The organism is Chromohalobacter nigrandesensis, from assembly GCF_023061285.1.
GTDB classification, from domain to species: Bacteria; Pseudomonadota; Gammaproteobacteria; order Pseudomonadales; family Halomonadaceae; genus Chromohalobacter; species Chromohalobacter nigrandesensis.
In genome coordinates, this window is the sequence record NZ_JAKGAM010000001.1 from 594,978 (window position 1) to 615,482 (window position 20,505).

Consider the following 20,505-nt stretch of genomic DNA (forward strand, 5'->3'; position numbering starts at 1 on the left):
CGATACATGGGTTGAGACCTTGTCTGTACGTCTGACGGTATATCGGGCGCGTTACCCGACTGCCCCTTCCAACGTCACATTGAGAAGCGCTTCGGCTTCCACCGCGAACTCCATCGGCAGCTCCTGGAAGACGTCCTTGCAGAAGCCGTTGACGATCATGTTGACGGCGTCTTCTTCGGAAATGCCGCGCGCCTGGCAATAGAACAACTGGTCCTCGCCGATCTTCGAGGTGGTCGCCTCATGCTCCACGGTCGCCGAGTTGTTGCCGATTTCTTGATACGGGAAGGTGTGCGCGCCACAGCGGTCACCGATCAACAGCGAATCGCACTGCGTGAAGTTGCGCGCATTCTTGGCGCGCGGACCGACCTTGACCAGGCCACGATACGCCTGATCGCTGCGTCCGGCGGCAATCCCCTTGGAGATAATGGTCGAGCGCGTCCCTTCGCCGATATGAATCATCTTGGTGCCGGTATCGGCCTGCTGGCGGCCGTTGGTCACCGCCACGGAATAGAACTCGCCGACACTGTCCTTGCCGCGCAGCATGCAGGACGGATACTTCCAGGTGATCGCCGACCCGGTCTCGACCTGCGTCCAACTGATCTTGGAGCGATCGCCTCGGCAATCGCCGCGCTTGGTGACGAAGTTGTAGATGCCGCCCTTGCCATTCTCGTCACCGGGATACCAGTTCTGGACCGTCGAGTACTTGATGTTGGCATCTTCCAGTGCCACCAGCTCGACCACTGCCGCGTGTAGCTGGTTCTCGTCGCGCTGGGGCGCGGTGCAGCCTTCCAGATAGGAGACCTGGGCGCGCTTGTCGCAGACGATCAGCGTGCGTTCGAACTGGCCGGTATTCGCCGCGTTGATGCGGAAATAGGTGGACAGCTCCATGGGGCACTCGACGCCTTCAGGCACATAGACGAAGGAGCCATCAGTGAACACCGCCGAGTTGAGCGCGGCGAAGTAGTTATCGCCCTGAGGCACCACGCTGCCCAGATACTGACGCACCAGTTCGGGATACTCGCGAATCGCCTCGGAGATCGAGCAGAAGATAACCCCTGCTTCCGCCAGCTTATCCTTGAAGGTGGTCGTCACGGAGACGGAGTCGAACACCGCATCCACCGCGACCCCGGCCAGCGCCGCACGCTCGTGCAGCGGAATGCCCAGCTTCTCGTAGGTTTCCAGGAGCTTGGGGTCGACCTCATCCAGGCTCTGGGGGCGATCTTCGTCCTTCTTTGGTGCGCTGTAGTAAGAGATCGCCTGATAATCGATGGGCGGATAGTCAAGATGTGCCCAGGAAGGCGTGGTCATCGTCAGCCATTGGCGATAAGCCTCCAGGCGCCATTCCAGCATCCACTCGGGCTCGCCTTTCTTGTTCGAGATGAAGGCGATGGTGCTTTCATCCAGCCCCGGCGGCACGGTATCGCTTTCGATGTCGGTCACGAACCCTTGGGTATATTCGCGACTGACAAGTTCTTCCATTTCCTGACTTGCCATGGTGTCTCTCCTCCCGAGCGGTATGCTCTCGGCTCGTGGCCATCGCCACAGCCCCGGTATCGTGTAGTCAAATCTCGGCGCGACTCGCCAGGGTCACGCTCTGTATGGGCAATTGAACGGGCAGTTTCAGCGGTGACTCCTGGGCGAGATGCGCCAGGGTCACGCTGTCGAGCAAGGTGCGAATCGCCAGCGAGACACGCTGCCAGTTATCAGCGACACCGCAGGTGGCGACCAGGTCGCAGTCGCCATCGGCGTGGCTGCACTCGGTCATCGCCACCGGCCCTTCGATGGCGCCGATGATGTCGGAAGCGGTGATCAAGGTCGCCGGTCGCGCCAACCGATAACCGCCCAGCGAGCCGCGCCGCGATTCCAGAAGCCCGGCTCTCACCAGCATCTTCAACGTCTTGCTGACGGTGGGGTGTGGCAACTGAACCGCTTCCGCCAGTTCGGTAGCGGCATGTGCCTGCTCCGGATAACGCGCGATCTGCGCCATCACCACGGCGGCGTAGTCGGTTAGCCTGGAAAGCTTCAACATGCCTTCACTCCACGATTCATCTATTGAGGACCATTTTAGTCCCCTATCGATTCGATGTGAAGGGAGCCGACGCGTTCGCCGCTGCGAACGCTATGTTAGCGTCAAGATAGCGACCATTCGCATCAATAATGACAATTATTACTATTTGAGAAGACTATCGCCTCTTGCCTTGGACGTGATTCACCCGCACATTCAAGGCAGAACTTCAGTCGGATACTGCAATGCGACGTCACTTGACCCAGGAACTGCACAATTTCATCGAGCGCGGCCGCGACCGCCAGTTGCGTCTCGCCGTCACCGGCCTTTCCCGAGCCGGCAAGACCGCCTTTCTGACCTCGCTGGTGCATCAGTTGCGCCACGCAGGGCTGGAAGCACGGCTCGATCTGTTGCGCGCCGCCCGCGAAGGCCGCCTGCTGGGCGCCCAGCGCGTCGCCCAGCCCGACCTCGGCGTACCGCGTTTTCCCTATGACGCCGCCATGGCCTCCCTCGATGGCACACCACCGCACTGGCCGGCGCCCACGCGGGGCATCAGTGAGCTACGTCTGACCATCAAGCATCGCACGCGGCGGGCCCGGGGCCTGCTCGGCGATACGGCAACGCTGACCCTCGACTTGATCGACTATCCCGGTGAGTGGCTGCTCGACCTGCCCCTGCTCGAGCACGACTTCCTCAGTTGGAGCGAAGCCCAGCAGACCGCCATGGGCAGTGAGCGCCAACGCCTCGCCGCCACCTGGTTGAGTAGCGCCAAAGCCCTGGCTCCCGACGACGAGGCCGACGAAAGCCAGCTCGCCGAGATTGCCGGGCATTACGCCGACGCATTGCGCGCCTCCCGCGAGGCCGGTTTCGCCGACCTGCAGCCGGGGCGTTTTCTACTCCCGGGCGACCTGGAAGATGCGCCGGTGCTGCAATTTTTCCCGCTCCCCGGCGTAGATGAAGCCAACCGCCCCGAACTCGACGCCTTGCCCGAGACGAGCGTCTACAAGACCCTGGCGCGGCGCTTCGACCATTACCGCCGCCACGTGGTCAAACCCTTCTACCGGGAGCATTTTCGGCGTTTCGATCGTCAGATCGTGCTGGTCGATGTATTGGGCGCGCTCAACGCCGGTCCGGAACGCTTCGAGGATCTTTCCCGGGCGTTGAGCACCTTGATGCGGAGTTTCGACTACGGCAAGCGCAGCCTGATGAGCCGCCTGTTCTCGCCGCGCATCGACCGCCTCGCCATCGCCGCGACCAAGGCCGATCACGTCACCCCCGAACAGCACCCCAACGTCGTTGCCCTGCTCGAGTCCCTGCTCGCCGAGCCGCTCAAAGACCTGCGTTATGCCGACGTGCCGGTAAAGGCGCTATCCTTGGCGGCGGTGCGTGCCACCGAGCCACGCGAAGTGGACAATAACGGCCAGCGTCGTGCCGCCCTGCGCGGCACCACCCTGGATGGCGAAGATGTGCTTCTATTCCCCGGCGACGTACCGCCCCGCCTGCCCGAGCGCGGCTTCTGGGCCCGCCAGGGATTCGACTTCACGGCGTTTCGTCCCCCGCTTCGCGACACGCCCGAACTGCCGCATGTGCGCATGGATGCGGCGCTCGACTGGCTGATTGGAGATAAATTGACATGAGCGAGCCGCGCCCCGGACAACGTTTTCGCGTCGACCCTGAGCCTCCGCCCCCCTTTACGGCCGCCCCCGAACCGGGAGAACGCTTTCATCCAGACAGCACTTCTCAACCGCTCGCCGCCCAGGACACCGCCCCAGACGTGCCGCTCGAGGCCAGCCTGGGCAAGCCCCGCAAGCGCCGCTGGGGGCTCACGGCACTACTCGGTGGCTCCCTAGTACTAGGCGGCGTAGAAGTGGCGCGTCATCTGTATACCGCCACTCTGGGGGGCGACTGGCTGGCAGGCGCCTGGAGCGCACTGGGCCTATTGGCACTGGGCTTGGGTGCCGTGGCGTTGTTGCGTGAGTTATGGCGTCTGCGGCGTTTGAAACGGCACACCCAATTGCGTGACCAACTCGACGCCTCGGAAGAGACCACGCCCCAGGACATGCAGACGCTCGCCGAGCGCTTGCGACGCCAGATGCAACTCGGCGACGACGACCCTCACTGGCGCGCCTTTCAAGCCGCCCACCAGCCGCACCACGATGCCCAGGAAACACGCACCCTGCTCGCGCATCATCTCCTGGCCCCGCGCGATCGCCAGGCACGCCGGCTGATCGCACGCATGTCCGGCGAAACCGCCGTCATGGTCGCCGTCAGCCCAGTCACCTTCTTCGACATGGCCTTGATGGCATGGCGCAATATCGGGCTGATCGACCGCCTCGCCGCGCTCTACGGCCTGGAATTGGGCTACGCCAGCCGCCTGCGTCTGTTCCGCGCAGTGCTCTACAACATGGCCTTCGCCGGTGCCAGCGAGATCGCCACGGATGCCGGGATGGACCTGCTCTCGATGAACGTGGCCGGCAAGCTCTCCACTCGCGCCGGCCAGGGGCTCGGCGCAGGGCTGCTCACCGCGCGGCTCGGCCTGCGCACGCTGGGCATGACTCGCCCGATCCCCTTCGACGAAGGCGAAGCCCCACGCCTCGCCGATCTGCGCCGTGAGCTCTGGCAACGCCTGCGCCGGCTGGAAACACAGGGCGATAATCAACAATCCACGTCGTCTTGATCCAGATCACGATTCGGCAAGTACTCGACAACTAGGCTAGATTGAGTGCACACGCGATAGCCGCCAAGCGCTTCGCAAGTGCCGACTTTCATTCCAGCACCCCAGGAGGTTGCCATGTTCTCGACCATAGTGGTTCCCGTCGACGGATCGGAAGCAGCCAGTACAGCGCTCGATATCGCCTGCACGCTGGCCAGCGCCGATGGTGCGCGCCTGCATATCCTGCATATCCCCCAATCGCTGGCCCACGAAACTCTGCTCGTGTGGGGCGTGGGTGCTGTGCCAATGGAGGCCAGCACCGAGCAACTCGAACGTACCGGCCGACAGCTTCTCGATGCCGCTACGCAAGCCGCCCGCGAACGTGGCATCACCAATGTCGAAGGCTCATTGCATCAGGGCGATCCGGCACGGGTGATCACCGCACAAGCCAAGGCACTCGACGCCGATGCCATCGTCATGGGCAGCCGTGGCTTGAGCGATATCGCGGGGCTCGTCGTCGGCAGTGTCTCGCACAAGGTCTCGCACACCGCTTCCTGCCGCGTGATCAGCGTGCATTGAATCGCCGAAGACTCAGGTTAGTGCGAAGAACTCTCGCAACTGCCAGACAACGCCATAAGGATGGTGATGGCCGATGCGTGCGGCGTCAGGCACGCGCCTCACCAATTCGGGATGAGCATTTTCCACGATGAAGCCGTGACCGGCCAACGCCAGCATCTCGGCATCGTTGAGGTTGTCGCCAAACGCCAGACAGCGTTCAGCGGGGAGATCGAGATGCGCCAAGAGGCGCTCCAGCGTAGCGCCCTTGTTGACGCCTTCCGCCATGATCTCCAGTGAATTGACCATCGAATAGGTCACGTGAAGCCGTGTGCCGAACGACTCGCTGATGCTCTGCTCCAGCGACGCCAGCGCAGCCGGATCGCCGATGCACAGCACCTTGCCCACCCCATTGCCATCGTGGGCCTCGAGATCGGCGACGCGGTAATGAAAACCGGTGTGCGCGTGCAAGGCCTTCAACTCGGGGGCCGACGCATCGATCAACCACTCGTCGCCGGTATAGAGATTGAGTCGGATATCGGCATCGCGTGGCAGTTCGATCAACGCCCGTACCAACTCGGCCGGCACCCACTGCTCGGCGATCAAGCGATCATCGGGCGCATAGAGATGCGCACCGTTGGTACTCAAGATATAGGCGGACACGCCCAACCGCCGGCGAAACGCGGTAATGTCGTGAAAGTGTCGCCCCGACGCCAACGCAAAACGATGGCCCTCGGCGGCCAGTGCCTGAAAGGTCTCGATGGTCAACGCATCGAGATCGTGCTCGGCATTGAGCAGGGTGTTATCCAGATCCGTAACAATCAGATGAGGCTGCATGCGGCTTCCCGGTTGGTTCGCGACCTCCCAAGGTTACCGCATATCGACCTGGAGTTGGGGACTGGCGTTAGCGCCACGTACTGTGGGTCAAGGTGCATCTCACAACCGGACAGCCCCATATGCAGAACGCGCAATACCGACGACTCCAACGCCAGTGTGGTCGATCGTTACGTGCTTTTCCTTGAGTCGCCCAACTGTTCAGCATTTTCGTCGTGCGGCGCATGGCGGATAAATGCTGAACAGTTAAATGCCTAGAGCGAGCTATTCTCGTCACCTTCATCGGGCTTGGCCGAGCCCTGATGTTCCAGCGGCGTGGCTCGATCGAGACGCGGATGGTTATTACGGAACTCCTGGTGCGGATCGTCGAGGGCATCCAGCGCCTGGATGGTATAGGTCAGCGCATGGATCGCCGCCAGCACGTCCTGAGTATTGCCAGTCTCGGAGATGGTGTGCATGTTACGGATCGGAAAGCCGATCGAGGTGGCGGCGCAATCCACTGCCGCCAGCACCCCGGCCATACCGTCGGTGCCGGTGTCGGTGCCGACCATGTCGCGCTGCATGGGAATGTCGTGCTCCCTGGCAGTGCTCTCGATGATCCGATTGAGCTGCTCGCTGGCGATCGCGCCCACCGCCATGGTGAAGCCCTTGCCCATTTCCAACGGCTGCATGCGTCGGTCGCCGATGCCGGGCGCCGCCACATAGTCGTGATTGACGTCGACACCGATCAGCACGTCCGGCTCGAGTTCCCCGGCCAGTACCCGGCTACCTAAGCGGCCGATCTCCTCGTAGCTGGCAATGGCGAACAGCACACGCACCTGCCGGGTGCCGCCCGCCTCGGCGATCAGCCGTGCGACCTCGCTGGTGACGAAGCAACCCAGGCCGTTGTCCAGGTAGGCACCGTAGAAGGTGTCGGGGCTGAAGCCAGGACGGATGGGGCGATCCATGATGATCGAGTCGCCGGGGCGTACGCCGAGATTCAAGACCTGCTGCTTCTTGTTCTCGCCGTGGACCTGCAGATCCAGATAGAGCTGCTCCTTCTTGATGCCCCGTTCGCCCGAGCGCACCGCCGGGTCGGCAAAATGGATGGCGCCCAGCGCCTCCACCGTGCCGCCCTGGATCACCCGGTAGTTGCCGGGATTCTCGGGATCTTCACTGAACAGCTTGACCTCGTGGCCGATCAGCACGGTAGGCAGGAAAGAGTCGCTGTTGATCCAGATCTTGCCGTCATCACCGATGGAGCGCACCTGCATGCGAATCTTGTCAGCGTGGCCGATCAGCATCACCTTGAACATGTCGTCGCGGCCGGGATGAGTATCCAACACCACGCCGGCATGGCCCTGATACTGGTGCAGGTGCCAGTCGCTGGGCGCGAACGACTCGAACTGTGGCTTGAGCACACCATAGGTCATCGCGCCCTCCAGCCCTACCGGACTGGGGGCGTCGAGGATCTCGCGCATCAGCTTGAACTGCTGATCCTGCATCGGCCGGTTCCAAGGTTGGTTCTTCTCGCTCATTGCGCTCACTCTTTGTGAATTCAGTATCTATAGAAGACTAGTCTGGCAGATGTCAGGCCACTAATTGAAGCCAAACATCACGATGCTCTACGCATCCGGCGCGTCACTCCGTTCGTGAGAGCAACGCGGCGCGCAGCTCGTCGGAAAGCGGTGGTTCGGCCAGCCAGATACCGAAGTAGACCCGCGCTAGCTCGCCGTCGTCCGACTCGAAGCGCGTATCACCGTTCAGACTCAGGCTCAGTCGTGGCACGTCCGGGTCCCAATCGAGTCGATAGCGGTCACCGTCAGTGACATCGGTCATTGCATTCTGGATAGCCTCGATCTTGGAACGAAGCGCCTCGCGTTCTTCCTTCTCGTACTGATCGTCCAGAGCAGCCCTGGTCGCCTTGCGAATGTCTTCAACATCTACATCGCGCCGATACTCGAGGAGCAGACTCATCGGCACCTCGGCATTGATGATCGCATCCTGACTAGCGTCAGCCGGTGCGTAGAGCGCCGCGTCATACACATCCCAGAGCATATAACTGGCAGTGCCCGCCCCCTGCAAGGCGAGGTCACTATCGCCCAACGATGCTTCCGACGAAAAAGACGCCGCGAGCGCCGAACCACCGCTGCAGCCGATCATCGCCACCAACGCCAATCCCTGAGCGAGACCGATTAAAACAGCGCGTATCGTCATGACGACTCCCCGTCCGGATTAGACTTGGTAAAGAACAGCGTCACCTCTCCAACCTCGATACCGAATTTCGTCACGGTCGCCCGGTTGATCACCACGTTCTCGCTCTGACGGATCATCCAATCATCGAAGCTGACATCGATGGTCGAGCCATCGTAGGGCAGCCGTAACTCGTAACGCCAGTTCAACGCCTGCCCCACTTCCCTGCCTTCGGCCGTGCCGATGATATCGTCGGCGCGGCCTATATAACGGCCCTCGCCGGTGGGCGTGATTCGCCAGGTGCGCTGGTCGGTCTCGCCGTCATCGTAGACAAAGTCTTCATCCAGGACGAATTCCTCACCCTCCCAGTAACCATCGATCTCGACGCGGAACTGACGCTTGATTTCCCCGCCCCGGCTCTGAAATACCCCATGCCCCCAGGTTTTCCCTTCGAAATAGTCCGTCAGCGCGAATGCCGGCTGGGTCCCCCTAAACTGCTCGAGTGTCATGCTGCTGCACCCCGCCAATAGCAGGGTAAAGGCAACGACCGTCGCCACCATGGAGCGTCGAATCATGAGATGGTTCCTCGCGGTTATAGCTCGATGTCGATCAATTGATGCAAGATCAGTCAGCATCGGCAAGATGGTCATACACATCGATCAGAGGCTGAAAAACCTCGAAGGTCGACTCAGCAACATCGTGGTCGATATTGACAGAGTATTCTCCAGGTCTCTGCGGTGTCAGTAAAAGCCGGTAGAAAAAGCACCTGATCATCGCGGCGGGAGTCACGGGCTCGTCAACCTAGCCTGTCTCCGGTTAGATTCGTCTCTAATGACATTCGCCCTCGACAACTCGGAGCTTACTCATGTCTCGCCCTATCGAAATCCCCGCCGCCGACGGCACCCTCGACGCGCATATCTTCACGCCCGAGAGCGCCGACGGCCCGCTGCCGGCCGTGGTGCTATTCACCGATATCGGCGGCCTGCGCCCCTGCTATCACGAGAAGGCCCAGCGAATCGCCGATAACGGCTATGCCGTGTTGATGCCCAACGTTTACTACCGCGATGCAAGCGGGCCCGTCGTGCCGGAGGGCAAGTCCTTCCGCGACCCGGACGTGCGGCCGACGCTGCTCGAATACGCCGGCCGCCTCACACCCGAGGCACAATCCCGCGACTTCGCCGCGCTACTGGACTGCATCGACAACGAGGGCGAATTCGCGAACGGCAAGATAGGCGTGATCGGCTATTGCATGACCGGGGCCTTCGCACTACGCATGGCGGCTGAACACGCCGACCGCGTGGCGGCTGCGGCAGGTTTCCACTCAGCCCGGCTCGCAGAGAAAGACGACCCGGACAGCCCCATACATGGGGCCGGCAACATCCAAGGACGCGTCTATTTCGGTCACGCCGACAAGGATGAGCTACTACCCCCCGAGCAGATCGCCCGCATGGACGAAGCGTTAGCCGCCGCCGGCGTGCACTTCACCACCGAACTCTACAAAGGCGCCGCCCACGGCTTCACCGCCAAGGACGCCCCCTCCTATGATGCAGCCGCCGATGACCTGCATCACAAGCGACTGGCCCTGCTTCTGGAAGAGACGTTGTGACAGGGGCGATTCCTCGCTTCAGCTAGTTCAAGTATCTCCGGGTCTGGCAGAAAGGGCACGAGCCGATCGGAGAGAACGGCTGGAGGAGCGCTCACCGGTCAACATCGTGTGGCTTCGCTGATGTCTTCGAGGATGACCACGGCTGGCCGGGCGGCTTTGGCCAAGCGAGTTCGCGCCCTGATCGACCATCTGGCAGCCGGGCTCCGAGAGGAAAGAACTTGATGCAGCAATACACGTGGGCCCATACGAGCGCAAGCGATAGCTCCGCCCCTCTCATACCACACCGAACCGGAATCACTATTCGAAAGAACCAATGTGAAAATTCAAGATCTGCCCCCGCCTACTCCTTGATCTACTGGACGGACGCTGCGGTTGCAGTCTGCGCTAGTGCTTCAATCAGCCAGCTACAGAACGCACGCTTACGTTCATCCGACTCGATACACGACGCCGACAGCAGCCAGTAAGAAGAGCCGTCCGCTATGAACCCCATTGGCGCCTCAAGCTCTCCGGATACCGTCTGGTCAGCCACCATATAGATTGAGCCAATTGCATACCCAAGTCCGGCTCGCGCTGCCTTGAGACTGAGATAGAAGTGTTCAAATTCAAGCTCTCGATCAATCCTCGCCTGCGATAAAAAACGAGCACGCCACGGGCGCCACGCAGACGACCGAGAAGCCGTGTGAAGTATTGTCACCACTTCGCGATCTGAATTCGCCATCGACGGCGAGGCCACAACACCTGTGATCTCATCGGCAACCCGGCATGCGAATACGCCAGGCCCCCAGGAGAAATCGTCTCGTCGGAGCGCGAGATCAATGGAAGTCGACTGGAAATCCACCGGCCCGCCGGCAGCAAGCAGGTGAAGCGTGATATTCGGGTGCAGAGCGTAGAAATCCGGTAAGCGCGGTATAAGCCACTGCATGGTGATCGTCGGTTCACAAGACACCACCAGGGGTATATCAGTATCAACGTCCTGATCGAACGTCGTCAGTGCGCTGGAAAGCGTGTCGAATAGATTCTGACTGACGCGGTAGAGTTCAGCACCCTTGGCCGTCAAACGTACTGTGTGGTGTTCTCGGTCGAAGAGCGTTGCCCCAAGGTCCCGTTCCAATTCCCGCACCCGCTTGCTGACAGCACCGGGTGTCACGAACAATCGGTCAGCGGCCACGGTCATGCTCTGGGCCCGAGCGACCTCGACGAAGACGCGTAACGCATCAAGTGATCGAATCATGCGGCGTTTCCTGATTCTGGCTCGAAGTTGAGTAAGAGTAGTTCATCACAGTGAATATTAGTCGTTTCTCAACACCTGTCCTTTTGTCCAACTTGTTTTCTGCGAGCAGGTCCAGGCTCCCATCAAACCTATTGAACGAGGAGGACAATCGTGACGACTTTGCAAGAATCCACTGCTGATGTCGTGGGCAAACCAACTCCGGAGGGTATCCATCGTGACGGCGTGAATTTCGTGATCATGGCCATGGTAGGACACAGCAATATGGCCAGTGGCGAATCCACGATCTACGACCTCGCTCAGGATCCGCTTGAGTCATTCACACTCGATATGCCGCTCGACCTAGCCATTGTCAACGATGAGCAGGTCTTTCATGGCGTGACGCCGATCACACCCCGTGATCAGGCCGCCCCCGCAGTGCGCGACATGCTGGTAGTGACCTTTCGCAAACAGTCCTAATAGGAGAGACGGCGCCCGCTATCGGGCGCCGCGTGACGTTTTATGATCGATTTCAATTACGCGCCATTGCTAGGTACGGTCACGGTGATCGCGGTAGGAATGGCGATAAGCCCAGGTCAGGATTTCGCCTTGATCAGTCGAAATGCAATGGTCTACTCACGTCGCGCCGGTCTCTGGGCAAGCGTTGGCATAGCCGCGGCTGTCTGGCTACACGTGGCCTATTGCATCACCGGCGTTGCGTTGCTGATCACAAGCTTGCCCAAGGTATATGAAGTAATCCGCTGGATCGGGGCCAGTTATCTGGTATATCTCGGAATCAAAAGCCTCGCATCGGCTAAAACTCAGGAATCGACTGCAACCACCCAACCTGACATTACCAACCGTTCGGCTTTCGGGTCAGGCTTTCTTTGTAATGCCCTGAACCCGAAAACGACGTTGTTCTTCCTAAGCATTTTCACGCAGATCATTCAGCCATCGACTCCAATAACTGTTCAGATACTTTGCGGATTGATTATCTCTTTGGCACATCTAGCGTGGTTTAGCAGTGTCGCCTTTTGGCTTTCAACACCACGGCTGCTATCGACCATCTGGCACCTCAAGCCATGGATAGAGCGAATCCTTGGCATAATCTTGATTTGCATCGCCGTGTACATGATCTCCCCATAGGGCTGGGCCCGCTTTCGCAAGACAGCGTCTTCGCCGAGCGTGCGGGGAACTTCCTGAATCAGAAACAGCGCCAATCAAGACGCGGTGCGCCATGCCTGGCGCACCGCAAAAAAGCCGGGCATTGCTGCCCGGCCAAGTTGAACAGCTTTCACGCGACAGTGCCTTCAGCGACCTCCGAGGCTGGCGGCGATGCCGGGGGCGCGTTCGCCGAGCAACACGTGGACCAGGCCGCCGTCGATGCGTTGAATGCCTTGCGCGCCGAGTGTCTTGAGGGCGGCTTCGTCGAGATTCGCGGCGTCGGCGAGGCGTAGTCGCAGACGGGTCATGGCCACGGCGGTGGCTTCCTGGACGTTGCCACGTCCGCCCAGCGCGGTCAGCCAGTGGTCGAGCTGTTCGGCACTCAGCCGCACCACGCTGGCTGCATCCGAGCCGTTGCCCTCGCTGACTGCTGGCGCTTCACTGGGCGCGGCGCCTTCGGCCTTCATGGCCGCGCGAATCTCGTCGGCGACGCCGTCGGCTATCGGACCCAGGATTACTTGCAAGCCGCCGCCGCGCAGGTGCAACACGCCACGTGCGCCGAGTTGCTTGAGCGCCGGTTCGTCAATCGCCTTGTCGTCGACGAGCACCAGCCGCAGACGCGTGGTGCAGGCGCCCACGCTGGTCATGTTGGCCGCCCCGCCCAAGGCGTGCACGAAGGCCGGGCCGCGCTCCCCAAGATCGACCGGGGCGCTGGTGGCGCCCGCGGTTTCCGGCTCGCGTCCTGGCGTGGGTAGATCGAAGCGCACAATCGCCCAGCGGAACACCGCGTAATACAGCGCGAAATAGCAAAGCCCCACCGGAATCATCAGCCAGCCGTTGGTCGAGAGCCCGTAGGAAAGCGCGTAGTCGAAGGCCCCGGCCGAGAAGGTGAATCCCAGTTTGACGTCGAGCAGGTTCATGATCACCAGCGACAGCCCGGTGAGCAGCGCATGCAACACGTACAGAAACGGCGCCAGGAACATGAAGGTGAACTCGATCGGCTCGGTCACGCCGGTCAGAAACGCGGTCAACGCCAGCGACAACAGCAAGCCGCCGACCTGGGCACGCCGTCCCTTGGGCGCAGCGTGATACATCGCCAGCGCCGCGGCCGGCAGGCCGAACATCATCACCGGGAAGAAGCCCGCCATGAAGCTGCCCGCGCTGGGGTCACCGGCGAAGAAGCGATTGAGATCACCGGTCGCGCCGTCGAAGCTGCCGAACACGAACCATACGAAGCTGTTGAGTACATGGTGCAGCCCGGTGACGATCAGCAAGCGATTGAGCACGCCATAGACGAAGAGCCCCAGGTCACCGGCATCGATCAGCCACTGGCCGAGGGTATCGATGCCGGTCTGCACCGTCGGCCAGATCACCCCGAAAATCATCCCCAGGATGACCGCGGCGAGCCCGGTGACGATGGGGATAAAGCGTCGCCCGCCGAAGAATGCCAGGTAGTCGGGGAGCTTGATGTCCTTGAAGCGGTTATAGAGAAGGCCCGCCACGGTACCGATGATGATGCCCGACAACACGCCCATGTTGATGTCTTCGTTGAGCGTATGCAGGACCGCATCGAGCACCAGATAACCGACGACACCCGCCAGCCCGGCGGCACCGTTACTGTCGTTGGCGAAGCCCACCGCCAGGCCGATGGCGAAGATCAACGCCAGGTTGGCGAAGATCGCGTCGCCGGCATTGGCGATGAAGGCGATGTCGAGCAGGTCCGGCTGTCCCATTCGCAGCAGCAGGCCGGCGACCGGCAGTACCGCGATGGGCAGCATGAGCGAGCGACCCAGCTTCTGCAGGCCCCCCATGATATCGAGTTGCATGATCGTTTCTCCCACTCTTGTTGTTGTCCAGAATGTTGTTGCCCAGAACATCAGGCGCGTCAGGCAGCGACCGGTACTTCCAGCCAGGTTTTGACCCGCTCGCGCACGGCGGCGCCGTCGTCCAGTTCCAACCAGGTCGGCAGTTGTTCGGCGAGTGCGGCGGCGTCTAGCTCACGCAGCGCGGCCTTGACCGCCGGCACGCGGCTTGGCTCCACCGAGAGCTCGTCGACGCCCAGTGCCACCAGCACGGCCAAGGCCAGCGGATCACCGGCAGCGGCGCCGCATACACCTACTGGGCAGCGTCCGGCAGCACCTTCGACGGTTGTCTTGATCAGCCGCAATACCGCTGGATGCAGCACGTCGAGTTGTGCCGCGAGTCCGGGGTCTTCACGGTCCATGGCCAGGGTGTACTGGGTCAGGTCGTTGGTGCCGATCGACAGGAAATCGGCCTCGGCGGCGAGGCTGGCAGCGCACAGTGCAGCCGACGGCACTTCGATCATCACGCCGAGCTGCGGCAATCGGCTCACGCCGAGCTCCCCGGCCAGCGTTTCGAGCCGTTGGCGCAACGCCCGCAGCTCTCCGACGCCACTGACCATCGGCAGCATGATGCGCAGCGAGTCGAGTGGCTCAAGCGCGAGCAAGGCGCGTAATTGGCTATTCAGCAGTTCGGTATGACTTGCCCACAAGCGGATGCCGCGCACCCCCAGCGCCGGATTGGCAACGCTAGGCAGCGGCAAGTAGTCGAGTTGCTTGTCAGCGCCGATATCCAGCGTACGTACGATCACTGGCTTACCGCCCAGCGCATCGAGCGCGGCCTGATATTCATCGCGCTGCTCGTCGACGCTCGGCGCGCTGTCACGATCGAGAAACAGGAATTCGCTGCGCAGCAGGCCGATACCGTCGGCGCCTTCCTGGGCGGCGATAAGTGCCTCGGCACCGCCGGCGACGTTGGCGCAGACCTCGATAGTGCGTCCGTCACGGGTCGTCGCCGGCTGGCTTGCCGACGCGCGGGCGGCGCCTCGAGCCTGCTCGCGTTCCGCGATGCGCGTGCGCATGGCCTCCAGGCTGGCGCTATCCGGCTGCGGTTCGAGCAGGCCGCGTTCGGCATCGAGAATCGCCATCTCCCCTTCGGCCGATTCCAGCGCCGCCCCCATCGCCACCAGGCACGGCACGCCCCGAGCCCGGGCGAGAATCGCCACGTGCGACGTGGTGCCCCCCGCCATCAGGCAGATGCCCGCCGGGTGCTGAGCGACCAAGGCCGTGAGTTCCGAGGGCGTCAGATCGTCGGCGATGACAATGGCGTCGGCCGGCACCTCTGGGGCGCTCGGCGCCGACCCCAAGCACGCCATTACTTGGCGCTGTAGATCGCGCAGATCGGCCACCCGCGCCGCCAGCAGTTTATTGCCGGTCGCCTGCAGGCGCGCCGCTTCGTCATCGAGGGCGTCCTTCCAGGCCTGCCCGGCGCTGCGTCCGCTGTCGATGTAACCCTCGGCGGCCTCGCGCAATGCTGGGTCGTCGAGCCAGGCCAAGTGCGCCTCGAGGATCTCGGCCTCGCTGCGTCGTGCGCTGCGCTTGGCTTGCGCCAGCGCCGTCTTGAGTGAATGACCGACGCTCTCCAACGCTTCGCCAAGCGCCACACGTTCCCGGGCTGGATCGTCACCGGCTTGCGGTACCGTAGGCAACGCCGCCACATAATGATGCAGCGGCCCGACCGCCAGCCCTTGGCTGGCGACGAGCCCGGCCAACTGCCCTGCCCCGGCCTCGGCGGTAGGCAGCTCGGCGGCACTGGCCACGGGATCATCGGCCTCGGCTTCGCTCAGCAGCCGCTCGGCGGCATCCAGCGCCGCCGTGGCACGTTCGCCGCGTGCGATCAGCGTCACGCGATCGCCTTCCACCAGCCCCATGTTCATCAACCGGCTCAGGCTGCGTGCCTCGACATGCGTCTCGCCGTGGACGAGTTCGAGCTCGACATTCTGCTCATGGGCGATGGCGCGTAGCCGGGCCGCGGGTCGCGCGTGCAGCCCAGCCTCCAGGGCCAAGGTCACCTCGCGGGTGGCCTGAGGGCCCGATGCCGCGGGTGTATCCACGCCGGTCGTTTCTAGCGGCGCCTCAAGACGCATGATCGTCTCGCCCTGGCGCACGCTGTCACCGCTGCGCTGTGCGTCGCGAGACGTCAGACGCCAACCGGCCGGTTCGGCGATAATCAATGGCGTGATCAGGCTCATCGCCTGCTGGGCGACCTGATCGGCGTCGAAGCGCAGCAACGGCGCGCCGGCCGCGACGCGCTGGCCGACCTCGACCAGCAGCTCGAGCCCCGCGCCCTCGAGATTGACGGTATCCAACCCCAGATGAACGAGCAGTTCGACGCCGCCCGCACTGCGCAGCGTCACCGCGTGGGCGGTACGTGCACAGTGTACGATCTCGCCGTCGCAGGGCGCGTGCAGAGTATCGCCCAGCGGATCGATAGCCAGGCCGTCGCCGAGCGTGCCCTCGGCGAAGACCGGGTCGGGCACCGCGTCGAGGGCGACGAGGACGCCGTCCACCGGTGCCAGAATATCTAAGGATGAAGCCATGTTGCCTCCGGCGTTGTTGTTGTGGAGAAAGCTGTTACTGGAAAAGGAATCGAAAAGCGCTCAGCGCGTACGGGTTACCTTCTTGAGATGTCGCGGCTGGTCGGGGTCGCTACCCCGTGCCACCGCCAGTTGGGCTGCCATAACGTAGAAGCTTTGGATCACCGACAGCGGTTGCAACGCCGCATGGCCGGCGTCGGCGAGCGTCAGCTCGCGCTGGGCGACGCCTTTATCGGCGGCCAGGATCACCCGCGCGCCAACACTCTCAAGCCATTCGGCAAGTTCGAGCAGGCCGGCCTGTTCGGGCCCCGGCGGCGCGAACACCAGCACCGGATAGCTGGGACCGATCAACGCCATCGGACCGTGCTTGACCTCGGCACCGCTGAACGGCTCGGCCTGGAGGGCGCAGGTCTCCTTGAACTTGAGCGCCGCTTCCTGGGCGACAGCCAATCCGGCGCCGCGCCCCACCACCATCAACTTGTCGGCATCGCGCAGTGCCTCGATGGCCGGTGACCAGTCCTGCTCGGCCGCCACGCGCAGCCGTGCGGGTAGCGCCTCGAGCGCAGCGAGCAATTCGCGGTCCCGATTCCAGTAGCCAAGCAGCTGCGCACAGGCCGATAGCGTGGCCAGGTAGCTCTTGGTCGCGGCGACGCTGCGCTCTTCACCGGCCTGCAGCGCAATTTCACGGTCGCTCACTTCGCCCAACGGCGACTGCGGCGTATTGACCAGCGCCAGCGTCTGCGCCCCGCCGGCGGCTAGCGCTTTTTGGGTCTCGATCAGGTCGGGGCTCTGACCGGACTGTGAGATCGCCAGCGCCAGTTGGCCATCGAGCTTCCATGGCGCCCGCGCCAGGGTGGTCAGCGACGGCGGCAGCGAGGCAACCGGAATCCCTCGGCTCTGCATGCATAAATAGGCGAAGTAACTGGCGGCATGGTCGGAGCTCCCCCGCGCCACGGTGACCACGCCGTGCGGGTCGCATTGGCGCAGCCACTCGCCGAGTTCGGCCAGCGATTCGGCATTGCGGGCCAATTGATCGGCAATGCGCTCGGGGGCATCGCGCGCTTCGCTGAGCATCATCGAACTCATGCATCGTCTCCTGGGCGGGTCGCTGGGGCGTTTTCGGGGTGATCGCCAGCCACGATCTGGCCCTCGACATAGACACAGTCGACGGCCAGATCGCGATCGAGCACCACGACGTCGGCGTAACAACCATCGGCCAATCGGCCGCGGTCAGGCAGGCCGAGAAAATCGGCGGGATGGCGCGATACGCGTTCGCTGGCCTCGGCCAGTGACAGACCGATAGCGACCAGGTTGCGCAGCGCCTGATCCATGGTCAGGGTGCTGCCGGCGAGCGTGCCATCGGCCAGACGTACCCCGCCCAGGCACTTGGTCACCGCCTGCTCACCGAGGCGGTATTCGCCGTCGGGCATGCCGGCGGCGGCGGTCGAGTCGGTGACCGCGTAAAGACGTGGAATGCTCCTGAGCGCGACGCGAATCGCGCCGGGATGGACGTGCAACAAGTCGGGGATTAGCTCGGCGAAGTCGGCATGCGCCAACGCCGCGCCGGCCATGCCCGGGTGGCGGTGATGCAGGCCGGTCATGGCATTGTAGAGGTGGGTAAAGCCGCAGGCGCCGTGCTCCATCGCCGCCACGCCCTGTTCGTAGGTGCCCAGGGTATGGCCGAGCTGGACACGCACGCCGCGCTCGCTCAAATGCCGAATCAGTGCGTAATGTCCGGAGAGTTCCGGCGCCAGGGTCACCAGCCGGATCGGCGCCAGCTCGCACAGCGCGTCGATTTCGGCGATCTCGCCGGGTCGGGCGTGGGGCGGCTGGGCGCCGAGTTTGCCGGGATTGATGTAGGGGCCTTCGAGGTGCACGCCGAGAATGCGTGCGCCCTCGCCGGGTGGCTGTTCCATCAAGGCACCGATTTCGCCAAGTACTTGGCGCACCTCGGCGTCGGTGGCGGTCATCGTCGTCGCCAGCAGGCTGGTGGTGCCGAAGCGCGCATGGGTACGCGCCAGCGTGGTCACCGCCTCGCCGCCTTCCATGGTGTCGGCGCCCCCGCCGCCATGCACATGCAGGTCGATGAAGCCGGGCAGTATATAGGGCGCGTCGTTGTCGGCCGGATCTGCCGGCTTGCCATCGATGCGCGCGATACGCCCATCGCGCCAGTGGATCTCGCCGAGGCGCCAGCCTTCGGGAGTGAGGATGTTGCCGTAATGCATTGGCTTACCTTTTCCTTCTTATCGCGCCCGGTGAAGCTCGACCATGAAGTCGTAGTAGTCGGTGCGGCAGTAAGTGATGGTCAGCTCTGCAGGGGTGCCGTCGGCGAGGTAGCCGAGCCGGGTGACCTTGAGCAGCGCCTGGCCCTCGGGCACTTCGGCCAGCGCAGAGAGTTCGGCGTCGGCGTTGACGGCGGTCAGATGCTGCAAGGCGCGCTCCACCGTCTTACCGTGCTTTTCCAGCGTCGCGTAGAGCGACTGCCCGACGCCTTCCGGCTCGGGCAGTATCGATTCGGGCAAGCAGCTTTCCTCCACCGCCATTACCACGTCGTCGGCTAGGCGCAGGCGCTTGAGCCGTGCAACGCGGGTGCCGCCGCGCAGCCCCAAGCGCAGCGCCTCTTCGGTACTCGGCATGCCCAACTGGCGCGACAACCAGCGCGAGCGGGGCGTAAAGCCACGCTGCGTCAGCAACTCGGAAAAACTCGTCAGACGCGTCAGTGGCTGATTGAAGCGGGGCGCGATGAACGTGCCAGAGCCGTGGGTGCGCCGAATCAGGCCCTGCTCGGCGAGCCGCTCCAGCGCCTTGCGTGCGGTAATGCGCGAAACCTCCAGCGTCTCGGCCAGGGCACGCTCGGAAGGTAAGGCCTCACCGGCCTGCCAGGCCCCCGCCTCGATGGCATCGCCGAGCTGCCGCGCCAACTGATGATAAAGCGGCGTCGCCAAATCGGGGTCGAGAGTGATCTGGGCAAAGCGTGGATCCATGAAGGCGCTCTCTCCTGTCGGGTTCTTTATAACCAATATAGAGCCTCTTTAATACCAGTCAAATACCAATTGGTCTTGTAGTGGTATATATGCCGAAGGAGAACGTGAACAGAGAGGTAGAAGAGATAAGAAGGAAGAGAGAAGAGAAATGGAAAGCAAGGCTGGTCGACGAAAGCACTTTTCGGGCTTGATTACTGGCGCCGAGAACCGCATTCACTAGGAATCGACAACAGTCTGTGTCAAAGCAACTGCACGGCAAAGACAACTCTCAGGAGAACCCCATGAAGACACTGGTAATCGGTGCCAACGGCCAGATCGGCCGCCAGTTCTGCGAACTCGCGCATGAAGCCGACGTGCCGGTTCGGGCGATGATCCGTGATACGTCACAGCAGGCGTGGTTCCAGGCGCGAGGCATCGAAACGGTGCTTGCCGATCTGGAAAGCAATTTCCGCCATGCCTTCTATGGCTGCGATCAAGTGGTTTTCGCGGCGGGGTCGGGTCCGCATACCGGTCCCGACAAGACGCTGATGATCGATCTCAACGGTGCGCTGAGCGCGGTCGATCTGGCGGCATCGCTGGGTATCGGGCGTTTCATCATGCTCAGCGCCATGCGTGCCGATAAGGTGCTTGAGGCACCGACCAAACTGCGCCCCTACATAGCCGCCAAACATGCCGCCGATGCGCATCTACGCACCTCCCGCGTGCCTTACGTGATCCTCAAGCCGGGCCGACTGACCGACGAGGCCGCAACGCAACGTGTCACCACCGACGTCGCCAATGCCGACGACAACCGCATTTCACGCGCCAATGTCGCGCACGCCTTGCTTGAGGTAGTGCGCAACCGTGAGCTGCGCCAGCACGAGTTTTCCCTGCTCGATGGTGATAAGGCGATTGGCGAGGCGCTGCGCTGATCCAGCGCTCGGCAAGGG

The 20,505-nt window shown here is 62.7% G+C and carries 19 protein-coding genes; 7 read left to right on the forward strand and 12 right to left on the reverse strand.

Annotated features, from left to right (window positions below; genetic code table 11):
- Nucleotides 1–51: 51 nt before the first annotated feature.
- Together sufB and L1073_RS02795 are read right to left on the reverse strand one after the other, a co-directional pair.
- The gene (gene sufB / locus L1073_RS02790; RefSeq protein WP_246896732.1) at nucleotides 52–1,494 is read right to left on the reverse strand and encodes a Fe-S cluster assembly protein SufB; all 1,443 of its coding nucleotides are present in this window, start codon (nucleotides 1,492–1,494) and stop codon (nucleotides 52–54) included.
- Nucleotides 1,495–1,561: 67 nt separating this feature from the next.
- Nucleotides 1,562–2,029, reverse strand: a complete 468-nt coding sequence (locus L1073_RS02795; protein ID WP_246896733.1) for an SUF system Fe-S cluster assembly regulator — start codon at nucleotides 2,027–2,029, stop codon at nucleotides 1,562–1,564.
- 221 nt (nucleotides 2,030–2,250) lie between these two features.
- Between L1073_RS02795 and L1073_RS02800 the strand changes: the two genes are divergently transcribed.
- The 3 genes from L1073_RS02800 (at nucleotide 2,251) to L1073_RS02810 (ending at nucleotide 5,237) form a co-directional block, all read left to right on the forward strand.
- The gene (locus L1073_RS02800; protein ID WP_246896734.1) at nucleotides 2,251–3,642 is read left to right on the forward strand and encodes a YcjX family GTP-binding protein; all 1,392 of its coding nucleotides are present in this window, start codon (nucleotides 2,251–2,253) and stop codon (nucleotides 3,640–3,642) included.
- Nucleotides 3,639–4,682 carry a YcjF family protein gene (locus L1073_RS02805; RefSeq protein ID WP_246896735.1) on the forward strand — a complete coding sequence of 348 codons (1,044 nt, stop codon included), beginning with the start codon at nucleotides 3,639–3,641 and terminating at the stop codon, nucleotides 4,680–4,682. Before L1073_RS02800 ends, L1073_RS02805 begins: the two co-directional genes overlap by 4 nt.
- A 114-nt stretch (nucleotides 4,683–4,796) precedes the next feature.
- On the forward strand, nucleotides 4,797–5,237 hold the full coding sequence (locus L1073_RS02810) for a universal stress protein (RefSeq protein WP_246896736.1): 441 nt from the start codon (nucleotides 4,797–4,799) through the stop codon (nucleotides 5,235–5,237).
- Between the two features lie 12 nt (nucleotides 5,238–5,249).
- Here the strand turns inward: L1073_RS02810 and L1073_RS02815 are convergent, their stop codons facing one another.
- The 4 genes from L1073_RS02815 to L1073_RS02830 all read right to left on the reverse strand — a co-directional run bounded on the left by L1073_RS02815 (nucleotide 5,250) and on the right by L1073_RS02830 (nucleotide 8,794).
- Nucleotides 5,250–6,050, reverse strand: a complete 801-nt coding sequence (locus tag L1073_RS02815) for a Cof-type HAD-IIB family hydrolase (RefSeq protein ID WP_246896737.1) — start codon at nucleotides 6,048–6,050, stop codon at nucleotides 5,250–5,252.
- 251 nt (nucleotides 6,051–6,301) lie between these two features.
- On the reverse strand, nucleotides 6,302–7,564 hold the full coding sequence (locus L1073_RS02820) for a M20/M25/M40 family metallo-hydrolase (protein WP_246896738.1): 1,263 nt from the start codon (nucleotides 7,562–7,564) through the stop codon (nucleotides 6,302–6,304).
- Between the two features lie 103 nt (nucleotides 7,565–7,667).
- Nucleotides 7,668–8,243: a chalcone isomerase family protein gene (locus tag L1073_RS02825; RefSeq protein WP_246896739.1), complete on the reverse strand. Its 576-nt coding sequence runs from the start codon at nucleotides 8,241–8,243 to the stop codon at nucleotides 7,668–7,670.
- Nucleotides 8,240–8,794 (reverse strand): DUF3833 domain-containing protein, encoded by a 555-nt coding sequence (locus L1073_RS02830; protein ID WP_246896741.1) that lies wholly within the window; start codon nucleotides 8,792–8,794, stop codon nucleotides 8,240–8,242. The genes L1073_RS02825 and L1073_RS02830 overlap by 4 nt, the downstream gene beginning before the upstream one ends.
- Nucleotides 8,795–9,084: 290 nt before the next feature.
- Here L1073_RS02830 and L1073_RS02835 point away from each other — a divergent pair, with 290 nt between their 5' ends.
- Nucleotides 9,085–9,825, forward strand: a complete 741-nt coding sequence (locus tag L1073_RS02835; protein WP_246896743.1) for a dienelactone hydrolase family protein — start codon at nucleotides 9,085–9,087, stop codon at nucleotides 9,823–9,825.
- 352 nt (nucleotides 9,826–10,177) lie between these two features.
- Here L1073_RS02835 and L1073_RS02840 read toward each other — a convergent pair whose 3' ends face one another.
- A complete protein-coding gene (locus L1073_RS02840; protein ID WP_246896744.1) occupies nucleotides 10,178–11,056 on the reverse strand; it encodes a LysR family transcriptional regulator in 879 nt (292 codons plus the stop codon).
- Nucleotides 11,057–11,206: 150 nt separating this feature from the next.
- On the opposite strand from L1073_RS02840, the gene L1073_RS02845 reads away from it, so the two are divergent.
- Nucleotides 11,207–11,512, forward strand: coding sequence for a 2OG-Fe dioxygenase family protein (locus L1073_RS02845; RefSeq protein WP_246896745.1), 306 nt, complete (start codon nucleotides 11,207–11,209; stop codon nucleotides 11,510–11,512).
- 42 nt (nucleotides 11,513–11,554) lie between these two features.
- Nucleotides 11,555–12,178 (forward strand): LysE family translocator, encoded by a 624-nt coding sequence (locus tag L1073_RS02850; protein WP_246896746.1) that lies wholly within the window; start codon nucleotides 11,555–11,557, stop codon nucleotides 12,176–12,178.
- A 164-nt stretch (nucleotides 12,179–12,342) separates the two neighbouring features.
- Here L1073_RS02850 and nagE read toward each other — a convergent pair whose 3' ends face one another.
- The 5 genes from nagE to L1073_RS02875 are packed head-to-tail and all read right to left on the reverse strand — an operon-like array spanning nucleotide 12,343 to nucleotide 19,576.
- Complete coding sequence (gene nagE, locus L1073_RS02855) at nucleotides 12,343–14,022, reverse strand: N-acetylglucosamine-specific PTS transporter subunit IIBC (RefSeq protein ID WP_246896747.1); 1,680 nt, start codon at nucleotides 14,020–14,022, stop codon at nucleotides 12,343–12,345.
- 59 nt (nucleotides 14,023–14,081) lie between these two features.
- Nucleotides 14,082–16,595: a phosphoenolpyruvate--protein phosphotransferase gene (ptsP, locus tag L1073_RS02860; protein ID WP_246896748.1), complete on the reverse strand. Its 2,514-nt coding sequence runs from the start codon at nucleotides 16,593–16,595 to the stop codon at nucleotides 14,082–14,084.
- A gap of 60 nt (nucleotides 16,596–16,655) precedes the next feature.
- Nucleotides 16,656–17,678: an SIS domain-containing protein gene (locus L1073_RS02865; RefSeq protein ID WP_246896749.1), complete on the reverse strand. Its 1,023-nt coding sequence runs from the start codon at nucleotides 17,676–17,678 to the stop codon at nucleotides 16,656–16,658.
- A complete protein-coding gene (gene nagA / locus L1073_RS02870) occupies nucleotides 17,675–18,817 on the reverse strand; it encodes an N-acetylglucosamine-6-phosphate deacetylase (protein ID WP_246896750.1) in 1,143 nt (380 codons plus the stop codon). The genes L1073_RS02865 and nagA overlap by 4 nt, the downstream gene beginning before the upstream one ends.
- An 18-nt stretch (nucleotides 18,818–18,835) precedes the next feature.
- A complete protein-coding gene (locus L1073_RS02875) occupies nucleotides 18,836–19,576 on the reverse strand; it encodes a GntR family transcriptional regulator (protein WP_246896751.1) in 741 nt (246 codons plus the stop codon).
- A 281-nt stretch (nucleotides 19,577–19,857) separates the two neighbouring features.
- Between L1073_RS02875 and L1073_RS02880 the strand changes: the two genes are divergently transcribed.
- Entirely contained in the window at nucleotides 19,858–20,487 is a 630-nt protein-coding gene (locus L1073_RS02880; RefSeq protein WP_246896752.1) for an SDR family oxidoreductase, read from the forward strand.
- Nucleotides 20,488–20,505: the final 18 nt, after the last annotated feature.

Excerpts from the sequence above, each read along its gene's own strand:
- L1073_RS02800 (WP_246896734.1), top strand. The coding sequence starts at position 2,251 with ATGCGACGTCACTTGACCCAGGAACTGCACAATTTCATCGAGCGCGGC.
- L1073_RS02875 (WP_246896751.1), bottom strand. The coding sequence starts at position 19,576 with ATGGATCCACGCTTTGCCCAGATCACTCTCGACCCCGATTTGGCGACG.
- L1073_RS02840 (WP_246896744.1), bottom strand. The coding sequence starts at position 11,056 with ATGATTCGATCACTTGATGCGTTACGCGTCTTCGTCGAGGTCGCTCGG.
- nagE (WP_246896747.1), bottom strand. The coding sequence starts at position 14,022 with ATGCAACTCGATATCATGGGGGGCCTGCAGAAGCTGGGTCGCTCGCTC.
- L1073_RS02795 (WP_246896733.1), bottom strand. The coding sequence starts at position 2,029 with ATGTTGAAGCTTTCCAGGCTAACCGACTACGCCGCCGTGGTGATGGCG.
- L1073_RS02880 (WP_246896752.1), top strand. The coding sequence starts at position 19,858 with ATGAAGACACTGGTAATCGGTGCCAACGGCCAGATCGGCCGCCAGTTC.
- L1073_RS02850 (WP_246896746.1), top strand. The coding sequence starts at position 11,555 with ATGATCGATTTCAATTACGCGCCATTGCTAGGTACGGTCACGGTGATC.
- L1073_RS02835 (WP_246896743.1), top strand. The coding sequence starts at position 9,085 with ATGTCTCGCCCTATCGAAATCCCCGCCGCCGACGGCACCCTCGACGCG.
- L1073_RS02815 (WP_246896737.1), bottom strand. The coding sequence starts at position 6,050 with ATGCAGCCTCATCTGATTGTTACGGATCTGGATAACACCCTGCTCAAT.
- nagA (WP_246896750.1), bottom strand. The coding sequence starts at position 18,817 with ATGCATTACGGCAACATCCTCACTCCCGAAGGCTGGCGCCTCGGCGAG.
- L1073_RS02865 (WP_246896749.1), bottom strand. The coding sequence starts at position 17,678 with ATGAGTTCGATGATGCTCAGCGAAGCGCGCGATGCCCCCGAGCGCATT.
- L1073_RS02810 (WP_246896736.1), top strand. The coding sequence starts at position 4,797 with ATGTTCTCGACCATAGTGGTTCCCGTCGACGGATCGGAAGCAGCCAGT.
- L1073_RS02830 (WP_246896741.1), bottom strand. The coding sequence starts at position 8,794 with ATGATTCGACGCTCCATGGTGGCGACGGTCGTTGCCTTTACCCTGCTA.
- ptsP (WP_246896748.1), bottom strand. The coding sequence starts at position 16,595 with ATGGCTTCATCCTTAGATATTCTGGCACCGGTGGACGGCGTCCTCGTC.
- L1073_RS02820 (WP_246896738.1), bottom strand. The coding sequence starts at position 7,564 with ATGAGCGAGAAGAACCAACCTTGGAACCGGCCGATGCAGGATCAGCAG.
- sufB (WP_246896732.1), bottom strand. The coding sequence starts at position 1,494 with ATGGCAAGTCAGGAAATGGAAGAACTTGTCAGTCGCGAATATACCCAA.
- L1073_RS02825 (WP_246896739.1), bottom strand. The coding sequence starts at position 8,243 with ATGACGATACGCGCTGTTTTAATCGGTCTCGCTCAGGGATTGGCGTTG.
- L1073_RS02805 (WP_246896735.1), top strand. The coding sequence starts at position 3,639 with ATGAGCGAGCCGCGCCCCGGACAACGTTTTCGCGTCGACCCTGAGCCT.